A 21,285-nucleotide genomic window follows, 5' to 3' on the forward strand; every position below is an offset into this window, starting at 1 on the left:
GGGTTCCGGCAGCCTTCAGTGGTCTTTGCAGAGTGAAGACAGGCGGCTTAGCGTTGCACTTCGAACTTGAATCCGCCAGGTAGTTACTTTCTTTAATTAATTTATTCCAGACCTATACAGAAATATCATCGCGATTCCGATAATCATTTTGTTCATTCACCTGTCACATTTATATACCAAGGGTAAATATGTTTAAACGTATCAAAGTAGTCACCAGTTTAATTCTGGTGCTGGTGATTTTTGGTGCCCTGCAGTTAGTCTCCGGTGGACTGTTCTTCAGTGCATTAAATAATGACAAAAATAACTTTTCCGTGGCGCAGACCTCCAGCCAGAACGTCGCCACCCTGACGGATGCGTGGATTGGTCTGGGCCAGACCCGTACCATCGCCAACCGTGGCATGCTGCGTATGCAGACTAACGACACGTCATCGCTGGCGGCGTTGTATCAGCTGGGTAAAAAGCAGCTGGAAGAGTCAAATAAGTTTTATGCCCAGTATAAAGCGCTGCCAAATACTCCAGGTCTGGATGAGAACCTGACGAAAAAACTGGAAGAGAATTACGCGATTTACAGCAGTAACTTGCAGCAGATGCTGGAGATGATGACTAATAATCAACTAAAAGAGATGTTTGGTCTGAATATCGAGCAGAAACAAAATGATATGCAGGCAGCTTATCGCGAGTGGCGTGAAGCCCAGGCGAAACTGACAGCTGAAGGTGCGAAAGAAAACGAAGCGGCCTACGCGCAGATGATGTGGATCCTCGGCAGCGTGATGGTACTGGTACTGTTTGTTATCGTGCTGTGCTGGTTTGGTCTGCAACGTATTCTTATTCAGCCATTGCAGTCCGCTATCGGTCATATCAAGCATATCGCGGCGGGTGATTTAACCCAGCGCATTCACGTGGAAAGCCAGAACGAAATCGGTCAGCTGCTCTCCAGCGTCCAGCATATGCAACAGGAACTGGTGCGTACCGTGAGTGATGTGCGTGACGGTTCTGACGCCATCTTCACCGGCGCCAGCGAAATCTCTGCCGGTAACAACGATCTCTCTGCCCGTACCGAAGAGCAGGCCGCTTCGCTGGAACAGACTGCTGCCAGTATGGAACAGCTGACCGCGACGGTGAAACAGAACGCCGAAAACGCCCGCCAGGCGTCACAGCTGGCGCTGAACGCGTCAGAAACTGCGCAGAAAGGCGGTCATGTTGTTGATGGCGTGGTGAAAACCATGTCTGAAATCGCCGGCAGCTCGAAGAAAATCGCTGACATTATCAGTGTGATCGACGGCATTGCGTTCCAGACCAACATTCTGGCACTGAACGCCGCGGTTGAAGCGGCCCGTGCCGGTGAGCAGGGCCGTGGTTTTGCCGTGGTCGCCGGTGAAGTCCGCAGCCTGGCGCAGCGCAGTGCCAACGCCGCGAAAGAGATTAAGAGCCTGATTGAAGACTCGGTAAGCCGGGTGAATACCGGTTCTGCACTGGTGGAAACCGCAGGTTCAACCATGAATGACATCGTCGGCGCGGTAACCCGCGTGACCGATATCATGGGCGAAATCGCTTCGGCTTCTGATGAGCAGAGCCGCGGTATCGACCAGGTGGGCCAGGCGGTAACGGAAATGGATCGCGTGACGCAACAGAACGCCTCGCTGGTGGAAGAGTCTGCCAGTGCCGCAGCCGCGCTGGAATCACAGGCCAGCCGACTGTCTCAGGCTGTGGCGGTATTCAGAATTCGTAAAGAAATTCCGAATCGCGCCGTTAACAATATTACAGCAAATAAACCCGCAATGATTGCTGCCCCTGCCAGCGTGTTCGTTAAGGCCAGCGCGAAGGATGACAGCAACTGGGAAACATTCTGATTGAACCACTTTCTGACGCCCAGATTGGGCGGCACACCGGGAGGCGTTAAATGTTAAGCCGTATTCGCGTTTCAGCAGCATTGATTTTTATCCTGGCGACATTCTGTCTGATGCAGATCGTCAGCAGCGGTTTGTCATTTAACTCTTTTCGTCTGGATGTGAATAACCTGCATCAGGTTGAAACCAGCAGCCAGCAGCGTGATGCACTCAGCGAAAGCTGGGCATCTCTGCTGAGCACCCGTATCACCACCAGCCGTGCCGGTACGCGTGCGGTGATGCAGGCACCGCGTGACAAAGTACTGGGCCTGATGAGCAGCGCACAGCAGGATCTGGACGCCGCGAACAAGAGCTTCCAGCGTTTTCTCGCTATTCCGGCTACCAGCGCGGAAGAGCAGCAACTGATTACTGCCATGAAGACCAGTTCAGAGAACTATCAACAGGAGCTGGCGCGTCTGATTGCTTGGTTGAAAGAGGGCAACGTGCAGGCGTTTCTCGATTCACCGACGCAGAAATATCAGGATGATTTCCTGGCAAAGTATAACGACATGATGGCGCATATCGACGGCATCCTGGCGCATGCGAAAGATCAGAGCTCCGGTTTCTACAGCCAGTCGAAGTGGATTTTTATCTGCGCCGTGCTGCTGTCGCTGCTGGTCACCGCCAGCGCGATGTGGTGGAGCAGACAGGCTCTGATTTCGCCACTGGCGCGTATGCGTCGCCATTTCGACCGCATCGCCTCTGGCAACCTCGGCGGCACCATTGATGAAGGCGGCAGCAACGAAATTGGTCAGCTGTTTAACGATCTGAAAGAGATGCAGAACAGGCTGGCGGATACCGTGGTGCAGGTGCGCTATGGTTCGCAGAGCATGCAGGTGGGGATTCGTGAAATCGCATCGGGCAACAACGATTTATCTTCCCGTACCGAAGAGCAGGCGGCCTCACTGGCGCAGACTGCCGCCAGTATGGAGCAGCTGACCGCGACGGTAACCGGCAATGCCGAGAATGCCCGTCAGGCTTCGCAGCTGGCGCGTGAAGCATCAACCACGGCACATAAAGGCGGTACGTTAACTAATAACGTGGTGGCGACCATGCATGAGATTGCCACCAGTTCACGCAAGATCGGTGATATCACCAGCGTGATTGACGGCATTGCCTTCCAGACCAATATTCTGGCGCTGAACGCCGCGGTGGAAGCCGCGCGAGCCGGTGAGCAGGGGCGCGGTTTCGCCGTGGTCGCCGGTGAAGTGCGCAGTCTGGCGCAGCGCAGCGCGCAGGCCGCCAAAGAAATCAAAGTATTGATTGAAGAGTCCGTCAACCGGGTAGACTAGGGGTCGACGCTGGTCGCGTCTGCCGGGGAAACCATGGACGAGATTGTTCAGTCAGTGACGCGTGTAAACGACATTATGGGGGAAATTGCGTCGGCGTCCGATGAACAACGTCGTGGCATCGAACAGGTCGCTCTCGCGGTCAGCCAGATGGATCAGGTCACGCAACAGAACGCCGCGCTGGTAGAGGAAGCGGCAGCCGCCACCGAGGCGCTTGAAGCTCAGTCGGAGCATCTTACCCAGGCCGTCGCACGTTTCACGTTCGATGCTGGTGAAGTTGCCACGGCTTTCAGGCTCACCCGTGTGGCAACGCGGGAAAGTGACACCTTATTAACCCCTTAATCAGCCTTTTGTCCGGTGGTCTTAGATGAAAAAATCGACGTTGCAGGCACCGCCCGATAACGCCACATTGCTGACTCAAATGGTGCAGCGTCTGCCGTTATCCGATACGCACTTTAAGCGTATCAGCCAGTTAATTTACCAGCGGGCTGGCATCGTCCTCGCCGATCATAAGCGAGAGATGGTTTATAACCGCCTGGTACGGCGTCTGCGGACGCTGAATATTGATGACTTCGGTCGTTATCTGGCGCTGCTGGAACATGATCCCAACAGCGCAGAGTGGCAGGCGTTTATTAACGCGCTGACCACCAACCTGACGGCCTTTTTCCGTGAGGCGCACCACTTCCCGATCCTGGCGGAGCAGGCGAAGAAGCGCAATGGCAGCTTTAATGTCTGGAGTACCGCGGCGTCAACCGGCGAAGAGCCGTATTCGATCGCCATGACCCTGGCGGAAACGCTGGGAGCGGGGCCGGGTAAGTTTCAGGTGCATGCAACAGATATCGATACTCAGGTGCTGGAGAAGGCACAGTCAGGGATTTATCGCCAGGAAGAGCTGCGCACGTTATCGCCACAGCAGCTGCAGCGTTTCTTCCTGCGCGGCACGGGTCCGCACACCGGCATGGTGCGTGTGCGCTCGGATCTGGCCAGTAGCGTAACCTATGCCCAGCTGAACCTGCTGGCGCCGGAGTGGGCATTGCCTGGTCCGTTTGATGTGATTTTCTGCCGTAATGTAATGATCTATTTCGATAAAGAAACACAAGAGAAGATCCTGCGGCGTTTTGTCCCGCTGCTGAAACCAGGAGGTTTGTTATTTGCGGGTCACTCTGAAAACTTCAGCCAGATTAGCAAAGAGTTCTATCTGCGTGGGCAGACGGTCTATGGGCTGACTAAGGAAAGATAATGAGTAAAATCAAAGTCATGTGCGTTGATGACTCAGCGCTGATGCGACAGTTAATGACGGAGATCATTAACAGTCATCCGGATATGGAAATGTTGGCGACGGCACCCGACCCACTGGCAGCACGCGATTTAATTAAGCAATACAATCCGCAGGTGCTCACGCTGGACGTGGAAATGCCGCGGATGGATGGCCTCGATTTCCTTGAGAAGCTGATGCGCCTGCGTCCGATGCCTGTGGTCATGGTATCATCCCTGACCGGCAAAGGCTCAGAAGTGACGTTACGCGCGCTGGAGCTGGGGGCGGTTGACTTTGTCACCAAACCTCAGCTGGGGATTCGCGAAGGTATGCTGGCGTACAGCCAGATGATTGCCGATAAAGTGCGTGCAGCGGCACGCGCGAAACTGCATGTCCGTACCAGCGACGCTCCGCCAGTGATGTTAAAAGCTGGCCCGCTGCTCAGTAGTGAAAAGTTGATCGCCATCGGCGCATCAACCGGGGGAACTGAGGCGATTCGTCATGTGCTGCAGCCATTGCCGGCTACCAGTCCGGCGCTATTGATTACGCAGCATATGCCACCCGGCTTTACCCGCTCTTTCGCCGAGCGTCTGAACAAACTGTGTCAGATTACCGTGAAAGAGGCCGAGGATGGTGAACGTATTTTGCCAGGCCATGCGTATATCGCACCCGGCGCTATGCATATGGAACTGACGCGCAGCGGCGCAAACTATCAGGTGAAGATCACTGATGCGCCGCCGGTTAACCGTCATAAGCCATCCGTGGATGTGTTATTCAATTCCGTTGCACAGTACGCGGGGCGCAATGCCGTGGGAGTGATCCTGACCGGCATGGGCAACGACGGTGCCGCGGGATTAAAAACAATGCACCAGGCGGGCGCCTGGACGATTGCGCAGGACGAAGCAAGTTGTGTGGTTTTCGGTATGCCGCGTGAAGCAATTGCATGCGGTGGTGCCAGTGAAGTGGTGGCTCTCCACCAAATCAGCCAGCATATGCTGGCCAAAATTAGCGCCGGACAGGCATTACGTATTTAACGAAAGCCCGTCCCGCGGGTCGAGATAACACAGGAGTAGGTATGGCAGATAAAAACATGCGCTTTTTAGTGGTTGACGACTTCAATACGATGCGTCGTATTGTGCGCAACTTGCTGAAAGAGCTCGGATTCAACAACGTTGAAGAAGCGGAAGACGGTGCAGATGCACTGAATAAACTGAAGGCGGGCGGTTTCGATTTCGTCATTTCCGACTGGAACATGCCGAATATGGACGGTCTGGAACTGCTGAAGACTATTCGTGCTGATGGTGCGATGTCGAAGTTACCTGTTCTGATGGTAACGGCAGAAGCCAAGAAAGAGAACATTGTTGCTGCCGCGCAGGCGGGTGCCAGCGGCTATGTAGTGAAACCATTTACAGCTGCAACCCTTGAAGAGAAGTTAGGTAAAATCTTCGAAAAACTGGGTATGTAAGGGGACGTGATGAGCGAACTTCCGAAACCAACTAATACCGCGCCTTCTCAGGATATTATCACGCAGATTGGCTCACTGACGCGCATGCTGCGTGACAGTCTGCGCGAGCTTGGCCTCGATAAAGCAATTGCTGAAGCAGCAGAAGCGATTCCGGATGCCCGTGATCGTCTTGACTATGTAGTGCAGATGACCGGGCAGGCGGCAGAACGTGCCCTTAACTGTGTGGAGGCTTCACAGCCGCGCCAGACGGAGTTAGAGAACGGTGCAAAAGCACTGAAAGGACGCTGGGATGAGTGGTTTGAAAATCCTATCGAACTGACTGATGCCCGTTCACTGGTTTCGGATACCCGCAGTTATCTGGCAGAGGTGCCGACCCACACGTCATTTACCAACTCACAATTGTTGGAAATTATGATGGCGCAGGATTTCCAGGATCTGACCGGTCAGGTGATCAAGCGCATGATGGACGTGGTGCAGGAAATTGAACGCCAGCTGCTGATGGTGCTGATCGACAACATTCCTGAAGATCAGCGTCATCCTAAGAAAGACAGCGCCAGCCTGCTGAATGGTCCACAAATTCATAGCGATGCACCGGGTGTGGTCGCGAACCAGGACCAGGTTGACGATCTGCTGGATAGCCTCGGGTTCTAAGCTCAGGAGCGGTGTTCGCGCCGCTCCCGCACGAATCCTCACCGGGAACGCGATATGGCGTTTCCGGTGTTCTTTCCTTCCATCCGCAAAATAACCGCTATTTTCTTTCTCTTCTCCCGCTATCAGCCCGACGCGATTTTGGCATGCTAATGTCTGAAATTCCGCGTGCAGGGTAAGTTGCCGTGTCTCAAGACAGCGATGAGGAAAAAACAGAATCCGCCACAGCCCACCGATTGCAAAAAGCACGAGATGAGGGGCAGATCCCGCGTTCGCGCGAGTTAACCTCTTTGCTGATGCTGCTGGCGGGCGTGATGATCCTCTGGATGGGCGGTGAATCGATGGCGCACCAGTTATCCGCCATGGTGGCGTCCGGGCTCAATTTTGACCATGGCATGGTCAGCGATGACAAACGCATTGTGCGTCATATCAGCGCCCTGCTGGGGGCTGCAGTATGGGCAGTACTGCCCCTGATGATGGGGCTGGTGATTGTGGCGATTGCTGCGCCGATGATGCTCGGCGGTATTGTGCTGAGCGGTAAGTCACTGAAATTTGACTTCGGCAAGATGAACCCACTGAAAGGGCTGAAGCGCATGGTCAGTGCGCAGGCCTGGGCCGAGCTGCTGAAAGCGGTACTGAAAGCGGTGCTGGTCGGTTGCGTCGCAGGCTGGTATCTGTGGAGCAAATGGCCAGAGATGCTGCGTCTGATTACCGAATCGCCGGTCACCGCACTGGCACATGGCCTGAATATGATTGCCATGTGCGCCATACTGGTCCTGCTGGGGCTGATCCCGATGGTGGGGTTTGACGTCTTCTGGCAGCTGTACAGCTACTTCAAAAATTTACGTATGTCACGGCAGGAAATCCGTGACGAATATAAAGAAAACGAAGGCGACCCGCACGTTAAGAACCGTATTCGTCAGCAGATGCGCGCCGCGGCGCGTCGTCGCATGATGGCGGATGTGCCGAAAGCCGATGTCATTGTCACCAACCCGACCCACTACTCTGTCGCGTTGCAGTACGACGACAAGAAAATGAGTGCGCCAAAAGTGCTGGCGAAAGGGGCGGGCGAGATTGCGTTGCGCATCCGTGAAATTGGTAATGAAAACCGCATCCCGATTCTCGAAGCGCCGCCGCTGGCGCGTGCGCTGTATCGTCATACCGAGATTGGGCAGCATATCCCCGGCGCGCTGTATGCCGCGGTGGCGGAAGTGCTTGCCTGGGTATGGCAACTGCGGCGCTGGAAAATCGAGGGCGGTTTGAAGCCGAAGAAACCTGAACGTTTGCCGGTGCCGGAAGCACTGGACTTTGCTGGAGAGAAGAAAACTGATGGCTAATCTGGCCTCCTTATTACGGTTACCGGGCAACTTCAAAGACACGCAGTGGCAGGTACTGGCAGGACCGGTACTGATCCTGCTGATTCTGTCGATGATGGTTCTGCCATTACCGCCATTTATTCTGGACCTGCTGTTCACCTTCAATATCGCGCTGTCGATTATGGTGCTGCTGGTGGCGATGTTCACCCAGCGCACGCTGGAGTTTGCCGCATTCCCGACCATTCTGCTGTTCTCTACCTTACTCCGTCTGGCGCTGAACGTTGCCTCTACCCGTATTATCCTGATGGAAGGGCATACCGGTGCAGCGGCGGCAGGGCAGGTGGTGGAAGCCTTCGGCCACTTCCTGGTCGGCGGTAACTTCGCCATCGGTATCGTGGTGTTTATTATCCTGGTGATTATCAACTTTATGGTTATCACTAAGGGGGCCGGGCGTATTGCGGAAGTAGGTGCGCGTTTTGTCCTCGACGGGATGCCCGGCAAACAGATGGCGATCGACGCCGACCTCAACGCCGGTCTGATTGGCGAAGATGAAGCCAAGAAACGTCGTGCCGAAGTGACCCAGGAAGCAGACTTCTACGGTTCGATGGACGGTGCGAGTAAGTTCGTGCGCGGTGATGCCATCGCCGGCATTATGATCATGGTGATCAACGTTATCGGCGGCCTGATGGTCGGTGTGTTGCAGCACGATATGGCCGTGGGTCATGCGGCGGAAACCTACACCCTGCTGACCATTGGTGATGGTCTGGTGGCACAGATCCCGGCGCTGGTGATCTCCACCGCAGCGGGTGTCATTGTGACCCGCGTGGCGACCGAGCAGGACGTTGGCGAACAGATGGTGACCCAGCTGTTCAACAACCCGCGCGTGATGATGCTGAGTGCGGGTGTACTGGGGCTGCTGGGCCTGGTGCCGGGCATGCCAAACCTGGTGTTCCTGCTGTTTACCGCGGCACTGCTTGCTCTCGCCTGGTATATGCGTGGCAAAGAGATGAAACCGAAATCTGCGACACCGTCGGCAATGATGAAGCCGAAAGAGACCCCCGCGGCGGTGGAAGCGTCGTGGACCGACGTGCAGCTGGAAGATTCTCTGGGCATGGAAGTGGGCTATCGCCTGATCCCGATGGTGGATATGCAACAGGATGGCGAGTTGCTGGGACGTATCCGCAGTATTCGTAAGAAGTTTGCTCAGGATGTCGGCTTCCTGCCGCCGGTGGTGCATATTCGCGACAATATGGAGCTGCCGCCTGCGCGTTACCGTATCCTGATGAAAGGGGTGGAAATTGGCAGCGGTGATGCTTACCCAGGGCGCTGGATGGCGATTAACCCAGGTACTGCCGTTGGCACACTGCCTGGTGAACAGACGGTCGATCCTGCCTTTGGTCTGAAAGCCATCTGGATTGACAGCGCGCTGAAAGAGCAGGCGCAGATTCAGGGCTTCACCGTGGTGGAAGCCAGTACCGTGGTTGCCACACACCTTAACCACCTGATTGGTCAGTACGCCAGCGAGCTGTTTGGCCGTCAGGAAGCGCAGCAGCTGCTGGATCGTGTAACCCAGGAGATGCCGAAGCTGACGGAAGACCTGGTACCCGGTGTCGTGACGCTGACCACGCTGCATAAAGTGTTGCAGAATCTGCTGGCGGAGAAAGTGTCGATTCGTGATATGCGCACCATTGTTGAAACGCTGGCAGAGCATGCGCCGGTACAGACTGATGCCAATGAACTGACCTCGGTGGTGCGCGTGGCGCTCGGCCGTGCCATTACTCAGCAGTGGTTCCCGGGTAACGGTGAAGTGCAGGTTATTGGTCTGGAAACCTCGCTGGAGCGTCTGCTGCTGCAGGCACTGCAGGGTGGCGGTGGCCTGGAGCCGGGACTGGCGGATCGTCTGCTGGGACAGGCGCAACAGGCCCTGCAGCGTCAGGAAGAGATGGGCGCGCCGCCGGTGTTGCTGGTGAACCATCCGCTGCGGGCATTACTGGCGCGTTTCCTGCGCCGCAATCTGCCACAGCTGATTGTGTTGTCTAATTTCGAGCTGTCGGAAAATCGTCAGATTCGTATGACGGCGACCATTGGCGGGGTGTGATGCTTTAATCTCTTCTCCCTGTGACCTGGCTGGATGCTAAGCTGGAGGGAGGTCTGCTCCCTCCTCCATAAAATGGGGGAGGGCTGGGGAGGGGGAGCAACCGACTCAGCAGTTTGAGTGCCGTGTCCGCAGCACCCCCATACTTCTCCTTCACCCACTCGTGGGGAAAGGAGAAATGAGCCACATCAGGCTAAGGTTTACCTGCCTTACATCCTTTCGACTGTCGCAATACCCAGCGTATCCAGGCCTTGTTTCAGCGTTTTCGCGGTCAGCAGTGCCAGCTGCAGACGGCTGTTGCGCGTCGCTTCATCGTCCGCTGACAGAATCGGGCAATGCTCGTAGAAACCAGAGAACAGCCCTGCCAGATCGTACAGATACGCACACATCACATGTGGCGTGCCATCACGCGCGACCAGACCAATCGTCTCTTCAAACTGTAGCAGACGTGTTGCCAGCGCGGCTTCGCGTTCTTCACTGATAATAACGTTACCGGTCACGCCGGATAACTCAATACCCGCTTTACGGAACACGGACAGCACGCGGGTGTAGGCATACTGCATGTATGGCGCGGTATTGCCTTCGAAGGCCAGCATGTTGTCCCAGTCGAAGATGTAATCGGTGGTGCGGCTTTTCGACAGGTCAGCGTATTTCACTGCGCCGATACCGACGTTATGTGCCAGTGCCTGCAGTTCATCGGCTGGCATCTCCGGATTCTTCTCCGTCACCAGTCTGGTGGCGCGTTCAACCGCTTCATCCAGCAGATCGGACAGCTTGATCGTACCGCCAGCACGGGTTTTGAACGGACGGCCATCTTTGCCCAGCATCATGCCAAACATATGGTGTTCCAGCGGTACGGATTCCGGCACATAGCCCGCTTTGCGCACGATGGTCCATGCCTGCATCAGATGCTGGTGCTGGCGTGAATCGATAAAGTACAGCACGCGGTCGGCATGCAGGGTTTCATAACGGTATTTCGCGCAGGCGATATCCGTGGTGGTGTAGAGATAGCCGCCATCCTTTTTCTGGATGATAACGCCCATCGGTTCGCCTTCCTTGTTTTTAAACTCATCAAGGAATACCACGGTGGCGCCTTCGCTTTCGACCGCCAGACCTTTCGCTTTCAGGTCGGCAACGATGCCCGGCAGCATATCGTTGTACAGGCTTTCACCCATCACATCTTTACGCGTCAGGGTGACATTCAGGCGGTCATAGACTTTCTGGTTCTGCGTCATGGTGATATCGACCAGCTTCTTCCACATGGTGCGGCAATACTCATCGCCACCCTGCAGTTTCACCACGTAACCGCGTGCGCGCTCGGCAAAGACTTCATCTTCGTCGTAGGTTTTCTTCGCTTCACGGTAGAACGCTTCGAGGTCAGACAGCGCGATATCATCGTGATGTTCGTTCTGCTGCTTCTCAAGGTAAGCGATCAGCATGCCGAACTGGGTGCCCCAGTCGCCAACGTGGTTGGCGCGAATCACGTTATGGCCGAGAAACTCCAGCGTGCGCGCCATCGCATCGCCGATAATCGTGGAACGCACATGGCCGACATGCATCTCTTTCGCCACGTTAGGCGCTGAGTAGTCGATCACCACGGTTTGTGGTGCGACAGCGCTAACACCGAGGCGCGGGGCGCTGAGCGCCTGCTCAACCTGCTGTGCCAGCCACTGGCCATCGAGGAAAATATTGATAAAGCCCGGGCCGGCGATCTCCACTTTGCTGGCGATGCCATTCAGGTCGAGATGCTGCAGCACTTGCTCTGCCAGTTGTCGTGGCTGCTGGCCCAGTTTTTTCGCCACCGACATGATGCCGTTAGCCTGATAATCACCAAACTGAGCTTTCGCCGACTGACGAACCTGTGGTTCGCAATCTGCTGGAGCGCCTGCGGCGATCAACGCCTGACTGACTTTTTCTGCAAGAAGAGCCTGAATATTCACCGGGTTACCTTAAATAAGCTGAAAAGGCTCGCCTGGGTAACAGCGCGAGCCACGTCTTCGCGCCGCCTGACAGCTGCTCGGGATGCTGTACAATGGCGTCGCGGAAAATTGAAGGGGAAAAGTATACTGTATTTGTTACAGGCCGTCAGCAGCTGGAGTCGGGTGGAAACATTGCTGCAGATGTTTCCCCCTGAAATTGGCAGAGATTAACGTCGACGGAGATGGCGCCAGGGATTGCTTACCGTTTTGTCGTTTTGCACCTTTACATGGCGATTAATTGCAAAGCCCATCAGCACAATTAATAGTGCGGCGGAAATTAACATAGACATAGTGTGATTTCCTCTGTGATGGTGTGACAAATTTATAAGAAAGGTTATCCGCTCGCAATTGGCTTGAAAATAATTAGGAATTTCCTGGTTGTGTAAATTAATTTAAATTAAAACAGATGGTTAAATGCTGCTTGTTATTCTTTTTCCTGGTACTGAACCGCTGAAAACTGGATGTTATTTCTGCAAATTAACCAGATTAATCAGAAAAATTTACAGAAAATTGATCTTTTCAGGTTTGCGGTGGTCGCGGAAAATGATCATTGCGGATGGTAACCAGTAATAAAAACTACTTAAAAAAGAGGAAAACTTGTGTTGTCCTGGAAATCGGTAAAAGAATTAAATGATCTTGTTGATGATCTGGCACGCTTTGAGCAAGAGATTGCCGCGCTGGCTGACACGCTGGGATTATCACTGGCGACACTGGAGATCGATCATATCTCTCTGCGCTGCCACCAGAACACCACTGCCGAGCGCTGGAAGCAGGGACTGATGCAGGCGGGAACGCTGTTTTCTGACAAGATGATTAATGGTCGTCCGATTTGCCTGTTTGAACTGGCGCAGCCGCTACAGCTCGGTGGCGCGCAGATCAGCGTGGTTGAACTGCCGTGGCCTGGCAATAAACTGTATCGCCATGAAGGCTGGGAACATGTGGAAGTGGTGTTGCGCGGTGATGAAAGCACGCTGGCTGCGCGGGCGCTGGCGTTACTGTCCGACGACGGGCTGTCGCAGCCGCATATCGCGATTAAATCCAGCTCGCCGCAGGGGGAAGGGGAGCGACTGCCTAATCCGACACTGGCAGTGAGCGACGGTAAAATCACCATCAAGTTCCATCCCTGGAGCCTGAAGGAGATTGTCGCCAGCGAGCAGGCGGGTTAACGCGAACTGACGGCCTGTTCCAGACGCGTCAGCGCTTCCTGCAGTGTGGCGCGCGTACAGCCAAAGTTGCAGCGAACGAAGCCGTTATCGCCAAAATCGCGTCCGGGTGAAAAGCCCAGGCCGTGCTGCTCGAACCACTGCGCCGGGTCGGCAAGCTGAAGCTGATGCACATCGATCCAGCCGAGGTAGCTGCCTTCCGGCGCCACCATCGCCAGACCCTCAATCGCATTGACCCGGGCAACCAGCTGGTCGCGGTTCTCACGCAGATAGTCCAGCTGCGCGTCCAGCCACGGCTGGCCGTCGCGCCAGGCGGCGTTGGCGGCGACCAGCGCCAGGATATCAACATGCGGCACAATTCCTCTGCGTACCTGCTTAAAGCGCTGGCGCAGTGCCGGGTTGGGAATGATCGCCAGCGATGCGCCCAGCCCGGCAATGTTAAAGCTCTTGGAAGGCGACATCAGGGTAATGGAGCGCTGTGCGGCGTCTTCACTCAGAGTGGCAAACGGAATATGTTGCAGGCCGGGTTCGAGAATCAAATCACAGTGGATCTCATCAGAGCAGACAATTAAATCTTGGCGCCGGGCAAACGCCAGCTGGGCTTCCAGCTCAGCACGGCGATACACCGTGCCGCCCGGGTTTTGCGGGTTGCACAGCATCAGCAGTTTTTCCCGGCCCGTCAGTGGTTGTTCGGTGTCACTTATTTCCATTACCCAGCGGCCCTGTTGCAGACGCAATGGCAGGTTCAGTTGCGGGCGCTGCGCCAGCCGCGCGGACTGGCGGAAAGGCGGGTAAATGGGGGTAGGGGCAATGGTGCCTTCACCCTCGCCGGTAAAGGCGCGGACACAGAGGTTCAGACCACTGACAATGCCGGGCAGAAACACTAGCCAGTCAGGCTCTACCTGCCAGCCGTAACGGCTGGCGAAGCGCTGAATAACAGTGTCGATTAGCTCTGTCGGCGCTTCGTCACCGTAACCAAAAACACCGTGTTCCACCCGTTGTTGCAGCGCGGAAATAATGCAGTCCGGTGAGCGGAAATCGGTATCGGCCACCCACAGTGGCAGCACATCGCGGTCGCCATATTTGTGCCACTTAACACTATCGCTGTGACGCCGGTCTATCCATTGATCAAAATTGAATGCCATGATTACGGTTCCCGTTACAATAACTGCAAAAACAGCCTAACTGAGAATCGGATAACCAGCCAGCAGTCATTAAACAGGAGGATGTGATGACTAAATTGGAAATATGCTGCTACGGAGTGGATTGTGCGTTAGCGGCCGAATATGCCGGAGCCGATCGTATTGAGCTGTGTGCCGCGCCAAAAGAGGGAGGACTGACACCCTCTGCGGGCAGCCTGCGACTGGCGCGGGAGCAGGTGATGATCCCGGTGCATCCGATTGTGCGTCCGCGTGGCGGCGATTTTTGTTATTCAGCCACTGAATTTGCGGCAATGAAATCGGATGTGGCGATGATCCGCGAGCTGGGTTTTCCCGGCGTCGTGATTGGCATGCTGGATGAAGATGCGCATATTGATATGGTTAAAATGCGCCAGATTATGACGCTGTGTGGCGATATGGCGGTGACGTTTCACCGCGCGTTTGACCTGTGTCATAGTCCGAAACGCGCCTTGCGGGAGTTGACCGAACTCGGTGTCGCGCGCATTCTGACATCAGGGCAACAGCAAAGTGCGGAGAGCGGGCTGGCATTATTAAGGGAACTAACTGACAGTAGTGAAGGTCCAATGATTATGGCAGGTGCAGGTGTCCGTTTAAGTAACCTGCAAAAGTTTCTCGACGCTGGCATTAAAGAGCTGCACAGCTCGGCCAGTCGCCTGGTGGCGTCACCGATGCGCTACCGCAAAGCGGGTGTTTCAATGTGCTCTGATGCGGAAACAGATGAGTTTAGCCGTTATTGTGTCGACGGCGATGTCGTCGAAGCAATGAAGGGAATTATTACCATGAACGCTGTACACGTCGCCTGAGCGCACCACCGATTTTGCCGCGCAGCACGCCACTAGCAGGACGTGATGTTTGCAAGTACCAGGCCCCATCGACTTGATGGGGCTTTTTTCTTTCTGCTACCCGCTACGACTGTACCACACCAATCCGGTTCAGCTTCTCCAGCGCTGTCGCAGGTAGTGTCAGTTCTGCACTGGCCATATTCTCCCGCAGATGCTGTGGCGACGAGGTGCCCGGGATCAGCATGATGTTAGGTGAGCGCTGCAACAGCCAGGCGAGCGCCACCTGCATTGGTGTGGCATTAAGCGATTGCGCCACCTCGCTCAGTTCCGCGGACTGTAGCGGTGAAAAGCCGCCCAGCGGGAAAAACGGCACATACGCGATCCCCTGTGCTGCCAGCTGCTCAATCAGCGCATCATCCTGACGATTTGCCAGGTTATACAGATTCTGTACGCAGGCGATGGGGGAGATCTGCTGCGCATCGGCGACCTGCTGCGCAGTGACATTACTCAGACCAATATGACGAATCAGCCCGCGTTCCTGCAACCGAACCAGCGCCTGCAGCGGTTCCGCCAGTGAACCTTCTGCGGGCTGGTGGACATCAAACATACTGCGCAGATTGACCACGTCCAGCACTTCCAGCCCCAGGTGGCGCAGGTTATCTTCTACTGCCTGGGTCAGCTCTTCGGCACTGAAGGCGGGCAGCCAGTTGCCCTGGTTGTCGCGCTTTGCCCCGACTTTGGTGACGAGTGTGAGATCGCTGGCATACGGATGCAGTGCCTTTTTAACCAACAGGTTGGTCACGTGCGGGCCATAGAAGTCGCTGGTATCAATATGGCGCACGCCGAGCTGGACGGCATCGCGCAGAACCTGCATACAACGCGCCTCATCAGCGTGTGGGCCGAAGACGCCAGGTCCTGCCAGCTGCATTGCGCCATAACCGAGACGATTAACCTCGCGACCACCGAGAGAATACGTGAACGTAGCGTGTGACATGGTGCACCTCCAGAAGTGAGTAACCTGATCATTGTATTGGCTATCGGGCTGTGCAACTATCCGGTCAGATAGCGACAGACTGTACGGGGTGGCGGACAATGCAACTGGATATCGCACTGCTTCATGCGGTGGTGGCGGTGGCGAAAGCAGGAGGTTTTCGCGAAGCGGCACGCGTCACTGGCAGTAATCCTTCACGTATCAGCGATGCGGTACGGCGTGCAGAGCAGCAGCTCGGTGTACGCTTATTTCACCGTACGACCCGCACGGTGGTGCTGACTGAAGTCGGCAGGGCGCTGATGGAACGACTGATGCCGGCGATGGGCGAAGTGGAAGCGGCGCTGGATGCTGTGAATCGCTATCGCGATACCCCGACCGGTACGCTGCGGCTGAATGTGCCGGTCAGTGCGGCACGGCTGGTTTTGCCCGCCATCGTGCCGGCGTTCCTGCAACGTTACCCGGATATTCAGCTGGAAGTGGTGGCGGAAAGTAATGTGCAGGATGTTTTCCGTGATGGTTGTGATGCCGGTATACGTTATGATGAGTGTCTGGAGCAGGACATGGTGGCGTTGCCGATTGGACCGCGCCGGCAGCGTGCTGCGGTGGCTGCCGCGCCTGCCTATCTTGACCAGTATGGACGGCCACAGCATCCCTCGGAACTGCTGCAGCACCGTTGTCTGCGCGGGCGCTATGCATCCGGCGTGATCCCGGAATGGGAATTTGAACGCGAAGGTGAAGTGGTGCGTGTGCAGGTGCAGGGGCCGCTGGTGGTCAGCGTCGTGTAGCGCGGCGAATTTTTTCGCACACAAACGCGATTTATTCTGCACTGAAATCAATCCGCCTCGCGGGCAGATATGCACTATGCAGAATAAAACGCCTTGTGATTTATGGTGTCATGATTGATTTGTAGTAATGCACCAGCTCAGAGTAGCTGGCAAAGTTAAGAATCAGAGTCTGTAACGATTACATTTGCGATCGAAGACAACTTCTCAACATACTTAATATATCTTTCGTCATCATCTTCAACTGTCTGAGCACCCGGCCATGCTTTCTCATCCTGGGGACAGGAAAACTCAGAGACAACAACATCATCGATAATCTGAACATACTTCATATTGTGTACCCCGTGCATGTGACGATGTAAGTGGCAGTACCTGATGTCGCATTTGATGTTGAAAGATATAGAACACCTTTCGTAGCCACAACAATTGAACTAAATGGACACAGCGCACCCGTGTTGGCCTGAGAATAAGAAGCGTATTGTCGAGGCCCTATCAGGGTGCTGCTTGGCGATAAAGTTACAGACGTGGTCCCTGCAGCAGTGCTGGACAAGGAAATAATTCCGTCCAGTACAGATGCGTTAAGTGGTGCAGCCCCTGTAATCGACATCTGAGAGTTTGTCACCGTAGATGTCGTTGAAATCATTGTCACAGGCTGCATATAGACATTACGCCCCTGGACTACACAGATTTTGAACTGGCTGGAAGCGACCGGGACGACAGTCAGCAGCGCAGATGCTGTATAACCCGCAGGCATATTTGCACCGGTGTAGATTTCACTAAGCTGCGCTGAGCCATTGACTGCAAGCAAAGCTGATGTGCCACTGGTCGGGTTATAGATGGCATAAAGGCCGACAAAACCACTGGCAGGAACGGAGCCGGTATCCATACCTCCGGCACCTGTTGTGGCAAGATTGACACTTTTACTGAATGCGCTGAGGCGATACTGAATGCCCGCTGAAGTTTCCACTATCAGCTCATCGGCGTTAAATGTTGCTGTCGCTGAGGCTGCAGTGATAATCATTGATGCATTTCGTGCCGCGCCTGAAACTCCGGTAAGGCCACTTCCAAGACCAAGATACCCCAGCATTGCAGCAGAGTTCGCCTGGCTTATTAGGCTGCGTCCTGCTGATGTCAGTGTGGCAAGATTAAGTGTTTTGGCTGCAGTGAAATATGCCAGTTTGTCTGCTGAGCCGGCAAGCCCGGAAAAGGCGGTCAGGTTGTCATTTTTATCCTGCTTGTCCCCGAGCTTAAAAATCTGGTTGAGCGCTGACAACAACTGGTCGGATTCCTCAGCATTGACAGTCATTCCGGCTGCTTCAATCACCGAGATTATTTCGCTCTGAACAGACCGAATAGCAGACTGAGTATCGTTAAGCCATCCAGCCGTGACTATGGTTCCCTTTTCCCCGGTCAGGGGGTTGCCATTGTGAAAAAGGTTATCTGAACTGTCAATTGGGGGCATCAGAGACTGCATCAGGCCTCCTCCTCGTAGGTAAAATAGCAATAGGTGTGTGCTGGTTTAAGATTCTCAAATATCGATTCAAGAACCTTGTCGCCAAAGGTTGTCAGGCGCTCACCTGGCAGCGATGCCCCGGCCCGGAAATAGTACACTGAGACGCTGGATTTGACGTTGACCGCCCATACCCAGATGATTTCCTCAACGTAAACAATATCGCCCGCCATGGATACGCCAGCGCGGAAGGGTTCAAATTCATCGATAGTGATGGTGTAGCCCGCCGTCGCGGCAAGCCGGATGAAATAGGCCCGGCTCAGACCGCCTGTTTCGGCGAGCTTTATCAGTACGGCTTCAAGCCGCTGCTGATAGGCGTCACCATCCCCCGGCGTCAGCTCAAGGATGCGCTCCCAATCCGATAACAACGCCCCGGCGGTAAAGGGTGTGACAGCCCCGAGTACATTCTCAGAGCTGTATTCTGCAAGCCTGAATACCTCTCCTTCTGCAGTCAGCTCGGCGTTGAGCACGGACTGCTCCGGGCTGTATGCCACGGGCGGGAGAAGTGAGGCAAGCAGGTCGCGGTAACTCATAACTGCGTCACCGTGATAGTTCCACTGCGAATCCATTCAACACTATTTCCATTAACAGATGGCACGATATTGCCTGCCGGAGCCGTAACAGCACGGTCATTCACGCCCGTAATATTTGTGATGACCCCTCAGCCTGTGATTTGATAAACGCATCACCCGGTTCCAGAGCATTAATAAAGGCGGTCAGGTCAGCAATAGTCGTCGCCTGTCCCGCCTCAAATGTAATACCTTCGACGCTGATAGCAGCGTCAATATCGACATACAGGAACGTCGGAGCCAGCACCATTGTGTCTTTTGCTGTCACCGGGCGCTGGTCATCAATATAGGACTGGCATGCGGCAATAATTTCGTCTGAGGGCATACCGCCAGCAGAGGTGATAACCACATCCACGGTGCCCAAACCGCGCCGGAGCGGGTAGACATAAGCGGCGGTGACGCCATCCACTGCCAGCGCCCAGCGGCGGTAATCGTATTTATTCCCGCCTGCAGGCGGGCGGCGAATCACATCCAGCAGGCGTTCAAGCAGCGACGCATCGGTTTCTTCGTCCGTGCCGCCTGCCATAACCCCAACCGTAACAGTGCTGTCAAAGCCCGTGGGGACGGACGAAAATGTCCCTGTTACCGCCGCTGCTGAATTGCCTCCGGTGCCCGCTGATGAATACTGTGCGGCCACGGTGCCCGTGCTGTCAGCACCAATGGTGACCGCTGCCGTTGTTGTCCATGAGAGTGATCCGCGCGTAATGATATAGCCTGCCTCTGCTGTGGCTCCCGGCTCCCCGGTCACCGTAATGGTGCCGCTGGCCGTGGTGGCGGATTTGCGGTAGAGGCCGCGAACGCGCGCATGCCACACCAGAAACTCAGTGTCGGCGGTGTCAGGGAAAATCTGTCGGATAATCCACGCCTGATGCTGATAAAGTCCCGTCGCCACGCTGGCAACCGAGGTGGCACGGATATAATTGTCGCTGTCCTCAGTAACATCCGCATCTGTATTAAGATTCTGAATATCACGAAGAATATCGCTGCGAATTTTGTCGAAGGCAGGAACGGTAAATGGCATTATGCAACACTCACTGGTTGTTTAAACGTCACTCTTGAGCCGTCTGCCTGAATCACTGTAACTAACAGCAGGAGCCAGCCTTTGCGCAGGGAAGATGCTTCGACGCTGACGGATTTTGCCCGGCCAGCCATGGTCAGGGTGCGCCACCTTCATTTCGAGTGACTTACCGTCAGCAATCCAGCAGCCGTTAACGGGCATCTGTGACCAGTCACGTTTCTGGAAGCACTCATAAACCAGCGCGGCAGAACCACTGACACGGCCACGGGCTTTCTCGCGCTTAGGCAGTTTGTCCATGGCCCAGCGTACCGCGTCATAAGAGGGACACGCGGCAATCATCGCAGGCTGGTCTGCATATACCTGTGACCACTCGGCCTGAAAATCCCGGTAAGCCTCGCGCAGACACGGGCCTTTACGGCTGCGCCAGTGCGCCAGAAAATCAGGGAGCCACTTAATCTGCTCTGGCTTTTTGGCTTTGAGATAGCCCGGCGCCAGCATAGCCAGGCGCTCAACACCCGGGCGGGTGGTCTGAAAAATGCTCAGCCACTCCTGCAGGCTTCGCTCACCAACACCGCTGCGGGTTGACCCTTTGCGGGCGTTAGCAATTTCAGCCAGGCCTCTCAGGTGCTCCGGCAGCGTGCCATTGCGTGATGATTCAGCAATAAACTTCACTGCAGCGGTGCGGGACATACCCGCATCGCGCAGGCGCTCGGCTTCCATGGCCAGTGCCGCACGGGCATCAGCTATCTGCTTTTGTTTCTCGGTCAGAGAAGAGATCTCTTTTTCAAGCAACGAAGGACATTGGCGCATAAGCTCAAGGTTCTCTCTGCTCTTAACCGTATTTACTTTTGTGGCCACCGGGCTGACGCTGCCCTGACTCTTCACTTGGATAACCTGCGAATAAAAGCGGCGCTTTACTTCTTCCTGAGCTGTCGCTGGAAGAAAATCGACTTGATATTCATAGGCTTTTGTTCCTTCACGTTTACGGCGGACGCCTGGAAACTTTGTGTCCAAGTTATCTAAATACTTACGGCATCCGCGCTCTGTGGCTGGCAGCCCAGCACAACCAGCCAGTTCATTAACGGTTGACCACATCATTGCACCCCTGCATATCTGCTAGGCCAGATCTCGCTGGGTTCAACACCAATGGCTGCGGCAATGATTCGCTCACCTTTCGGATAGCGACGTTCAAGAGCATTGTTCAGTGTTCGCGAATTAAGACCAACTCCGCGAGAAAGAGCAGCCAATGAGACACCTTTCTTTTTGAGGGCAGCGATCACATCAGCACGATGCCAATCTGATTTAATGGTTCCATTTGTGGTGCATTTCTGAGACTCTAACGCGTTGTACATAGTA

At 55.0% G+C, this 21,285-nt stretch carries 17 protein-coding genes and 2 pseudogenes; 11 read left to right on the forward strand and 8 right to left on the reverse strand.

The genetic code is table 11. From position 1 onward, the window contains the following. Positions 1-188: 188 nt before the first annotated feature. The 8 genes and pseudogenes from ACSZO1_RS09795 to flhA all read left to right on the forward strand — a co-directional run bounded on the left by ACSZO1_RS09795 (position 189) and on the right by flhA (position 9,957). A complete protein-coding gene (locus ACSZO1_RS09795; RefSeq protein WP_437611978.1) occupies positions 189-1,850 on the forward strand; it encodes a methyl-accepting chemotaxis protein in 1,662 nt (553 codons plus the stop codon). Between the two features lie 50 nt (positions 1,851-1,900). Beyond that, positions 1,901-3,517, forward strand: a pseudogene (locus tag ACSZO1_RS09800) (methyl-accepting chemotaxis protein). A 25-nt stretch (positions 3,518-3,542) separates the two neighbouring features. Further along, complete coding sequence (cheR, locus tag ACSZO1_RS09805) at positions 3,543-4,415, forward strand: protein-glutamate O-methyltransferase CheR (RefSeq protein WP_437611980.1); 873 nt, start codon at positions 3,543-3,545, stop codon at positions 4,413-4,415. After that, complete coding sequence (locus ACSZO1_RS09810; RefSeq protein WP_437611982.1) at positions 4,415-5,464, forward strand: protein-glutamate methylesterase/protein-glutamine glutaminase; 1,050 nt, start codon at positions 4,415-4,417, stop codon at positions 5,462-5,464. Before cheR ends, ACSZO1_RS09810 begins: the two co-directional genes overlap by 1 nt. A 41-nt stretch (positions 5,465-5,505) precedes the next feature. Beyond that, entirely contained in the window at positions 5,506-5,895 is a 390-nt protein-coding gene (gene cheY, locus ACSZO1_RS09815) for a chemotaxis response regulator CheY (protein WP_437611984.1), read from the forward strand. Between the two features lie 9 nt (positions 5,896-5,904). Next, positions 5,905-6,546, forward strand: coding sequence for a protein phosphatase CheZ (gene cheZ / locus ACSZO1_RS09820; protein ID WP_437611986.1), 642 nt, complete (start codon positions 5,905-5,907; stop codon positions 6,544-6,546). A 182-nt stretch (positions 6,547-6,728) separates the two neighbouring features. Continuing rightward, a complete protein-coding gene (gene flhB / locus ACSZO1_RS09825; protein ID WP_437611987.1) occupies positions 6,729-7,880 on the forward strand; it encodes a flagellar biosynthesis protein FlhB in 1,152 nt (383 codons plus the stop codon). After that, a complete protein-coding gene (gene flhA, locus ACSZO1_RS09830) occupies positions 7,873-9,957 on the forward strand; it encodes a flagellar biosynthesis protein FlhA (protein ID WP_437611989.1) in 2,085 nt (694 codons plus the stop codon). The genes flhB and flhA overlap by 8 nt, the downstream gene beginning before the upstream one ends. A 206-nt stretch (positions 9,958-10,163) precedes the next feature. On the opposite strand, the gene argS is transcribed toward flhA, so the two are convergent. After that, positions 10,164-11,894, reverse strand: coding sequence for an arginine--tRNA ligase (gene argS, locus ACSZO1_RS09835; protein WP_437611991.1), 1,731 nt, complete (start codon positions 11,892-11,894; stop codon positions 10,164-10,166). A gap of 638 nt (positions 11,895-12,532) precedes the next feature. Here argS and ACSZO1_RS09840 point away from each other — a divergent pair. Next, positions 12,533-13,099: a VOC family protein gene (locus ACSZO1_RS09840; RefSeq protein ID WP_437611994.1), complete on the forward strand. Its 567-nt coding sequence runs from the start codon at positions 12,533-12,535 to the stop codon at positions 13,097-13,099. Here ACSZO1_RS09840 and ACSZO1_RS09845 read toward each other — a convergent pair. Continuing rightward, positions 13,096-14,241 carry a MalY/PatB family protein gene (locus ACSZO1_RS09845; protein ID WP_437611996.1) on the reverse strand — a complete coding sequence of 382 codons (1,146 nt, stop codon included), beginning with the start codon at positions 14,239-14,241 and terminating at the stop codon, positions 13,096-13,098. The two genes, ACSZO1_RS09840 and ACSZO1_RS09845, sit on opposite strands and share 4 nt — an antisense overlap. An 86-nt stretch (positions 14,242-14,327) precedes the next feature. Between ACSZO1_RS09845 and cutC the strand changes: the two genes are divergently transcribed. Then, positions 14,328-15,080 carry a copper homeostasis protein CutC gene (cutC, locus tag ACSZO1_RS09850; protein ID WP_437611998.1) on the forward strand — a complete coding sequence of 251 codons (753 nt, stop codon included), beginning with the start codon at positions 14,328-14,330 and terminating at the stop codon, positions 15,078-15,080. Between the two features lie 103 nt (positions 15,081-15,183). On the opposite strand, the gene ACSZO1_RS09855 is transcribed toward cutC, so the two are convergent. Then, complete coding sequence (locus ACSZO1_RS09855) at positions 15,184-16,053, reverse strand: aldo/keto reductase family oxidoreductase (protein WP_437612000.1); 870 nt, start codon at positions 16,051-16,053, stop codon at positions 15,184-15,186. A gap of 98 nt (positions 16,054-16,151) precedes the next feature. On the opposite strand from ACSZO1_RS09855, the pseudogene ACSZO1_RS09860 reads away from it, so the two are divergent. Beyond that, positions 16,152-16,829 (forward strand): annotated as a pseudogene (locus tag ACSZO1_RS09860) (LysR family transcriptional regulator); the annotation flags it as partial. A 331-nt stretch (positions 16,830-17,160) separates the two neighbouring features. Here the strand turns inward: ACSZO1_RS09860 and ACSZO1_RS09865 are convergent. From ACSZO1_RS09865 to ACSZO1_RS09885, 5 genes are all read right to left on the reverse strand, one after another. Further along, positions 17,161-18,306, reverse strand: coding sequence for a hypothetical protein (locus ACSZO1_RS09865; protein ID WP_437612002.1), 1,146 nt, complete (start codon positions 18,304-18,306; stop codon positions 17,161-17,163). Beyond that, on the reverse strand, positions 18,306-18,875 hold the full coding sequence (locus ACSZO1_RS09870) for a YmfQ family protein (protein WP_437612004.1): 570 nt from the start codon (positions 18,873-18,875) through the stop codon (positions 18,306-18,308). Before ACSZO1_RS09870 ends, ACSZO1_RS09865 begins: the two co-directional genes overlap by 1 nt. 100 nt (positions 18,876-18,975) lie before the next feature. Then, the gene (locus ACSZO1_RS09875) at positions 18,976-19,932 is read right to left on the reverse strand and encodes a baseplate J/gp47 family protein (protein WP_437612006.1); all 957 of its coding nucleotides are present in this window, start codon (positions 19,930-19,932) and stop codon (positions 18,976-18,978) included. 21 nt (positions 19,933-19,953) lie between these two features. Beyond that, complete coding sequence (locus ACSZO1_RS09880) at positions 19,954-20,739, reverse strand: hypothetical protein (protein WP_437612008.1); 786 nt, start codon at positions 20,737-20,739, stop codon at positions 19,954-19,956. 284 nt (positions 20,740-21,023) lie between these two features. After that, entirely contained in the window at positions 21,024-21,281 is a 258-nt protein-coding gene (locus ACSZO1_RS09885; protein WP_437612010.1) for a helix-turn-helix domain-containing protein, read from the reverse strand. Between the last annotated feature and the right edge of the window lie 4 nt (positions 21,282-21,285).

It is taken from the genome of Erwinia sp. V71 (assembly GCF_965644245.1).
Classification (GTDB): domain Bacteria; phylum Pseudomonadota; class Gammaproteobacteria; order Enterobacterales; family Enterobacteriaceae; genus Erwinia.

Excerpts from the sequence above, each read along its gene's own strand:
- ACSZO1_RS09795 (WP_437611978.1), top strand. The coding sequence starts at position 189 with ATGTTTAAACGTATCAAAGTAGTCACCAGTTTAATTCTGGTGCTGGTG.
- cheR (WP_437611980.1), top strand. The coding sequence starts at position 3,543 with ATGAAAAAATCGACGTTGCAGGCACCGCCCGATAACGCCACATTGCTG.
- ACSZO1_RS09810 (WP_437611982.1), top strand. The coding sequence starts at position 4,415 with ATGAGTAAAATCAAAGTCATGTGCGTTGATGACTCAGCGCTGATGCGA.
- cheY (WP_437611984.1), top strand. The coding sequence starts at position 5,506 with ATGGCAGATAAAAACATGCGCTTTTTAGTGGTTGACGACTTCAATACG.
- cheZ (WP_437611986.1), top strand. The coding sequence starts at position 5,905 with ATGAGCGAACTTCCGAAACCAACTAATACCGCGCCTTCTCAGGATATT.
- flhA (WP_437611989.1), top strand. The coding sequence starts at position 7,873 with ATGGCTAATCTGGCCTCCTTATTACGGTTACCGGGCAACTTCAAAGAC.
- ACSZO1_RS09845 (WP_437611996.1), bottom strand. The coding sequence starts at position 14,241 with ATGGCATTCAATTTTGATCAATGGATAGACCGGCGTCACAGCGATAGT.
- cutC (WP_437611998.1), top strand. The coding sequence starts at position 14,328 with ATGACTAAATTGGAAATATGCTGCTACGGAGTGGATTGTGCGTTAGCG.
- ACSZO1_RS09855 (WP_437612000.1), bottom strand. The coding sequence starts at position 16,053 with ATGTCACACGCTACGTTCACGTATTCTCTCGGTGGTCGCGAGGTTAAT.
- ACSZO1_RS09865 (WP_437612002.1), bottom strand. The coding sequence starts at position 18,306 with ATGCAGTCTCTGATGCCCCCAATTGACAGTTCAGATAACCTTTTTCAC.
- ACSZO1_RS09870 (WP_437612004.1), bottom strand. The coding sequence starts at position 18,875 with ATGAGTTACCGCGACCTGCTTGCCTCACTTCTCCCGCCCGTGGCATAC.
- ACSZO1_RS09875 (WP_437612006.1), bottom strand. The coding sequence starts at position 19,932 with ATGCCATTTACCGTTCCTGCCTTCGACAAAATTCGCAGCGATATTCTT.
- ACSZO1_RS09880 (WP_437612008.1), bottom strand. The coding sequence starts at position 20,739 with ATGCGCCAATGTCCTTCGTTGCTTGAAAAAGAGATCTCTTCTCTGACC.
- ACSZO1_RS09885 (WP_437612010.1), bottom strand. The coding sequence starts at position 21,281 with ATGTACAACGCGTTAGAGTCTCAGAAATGCACCACAAATGGAACCATT.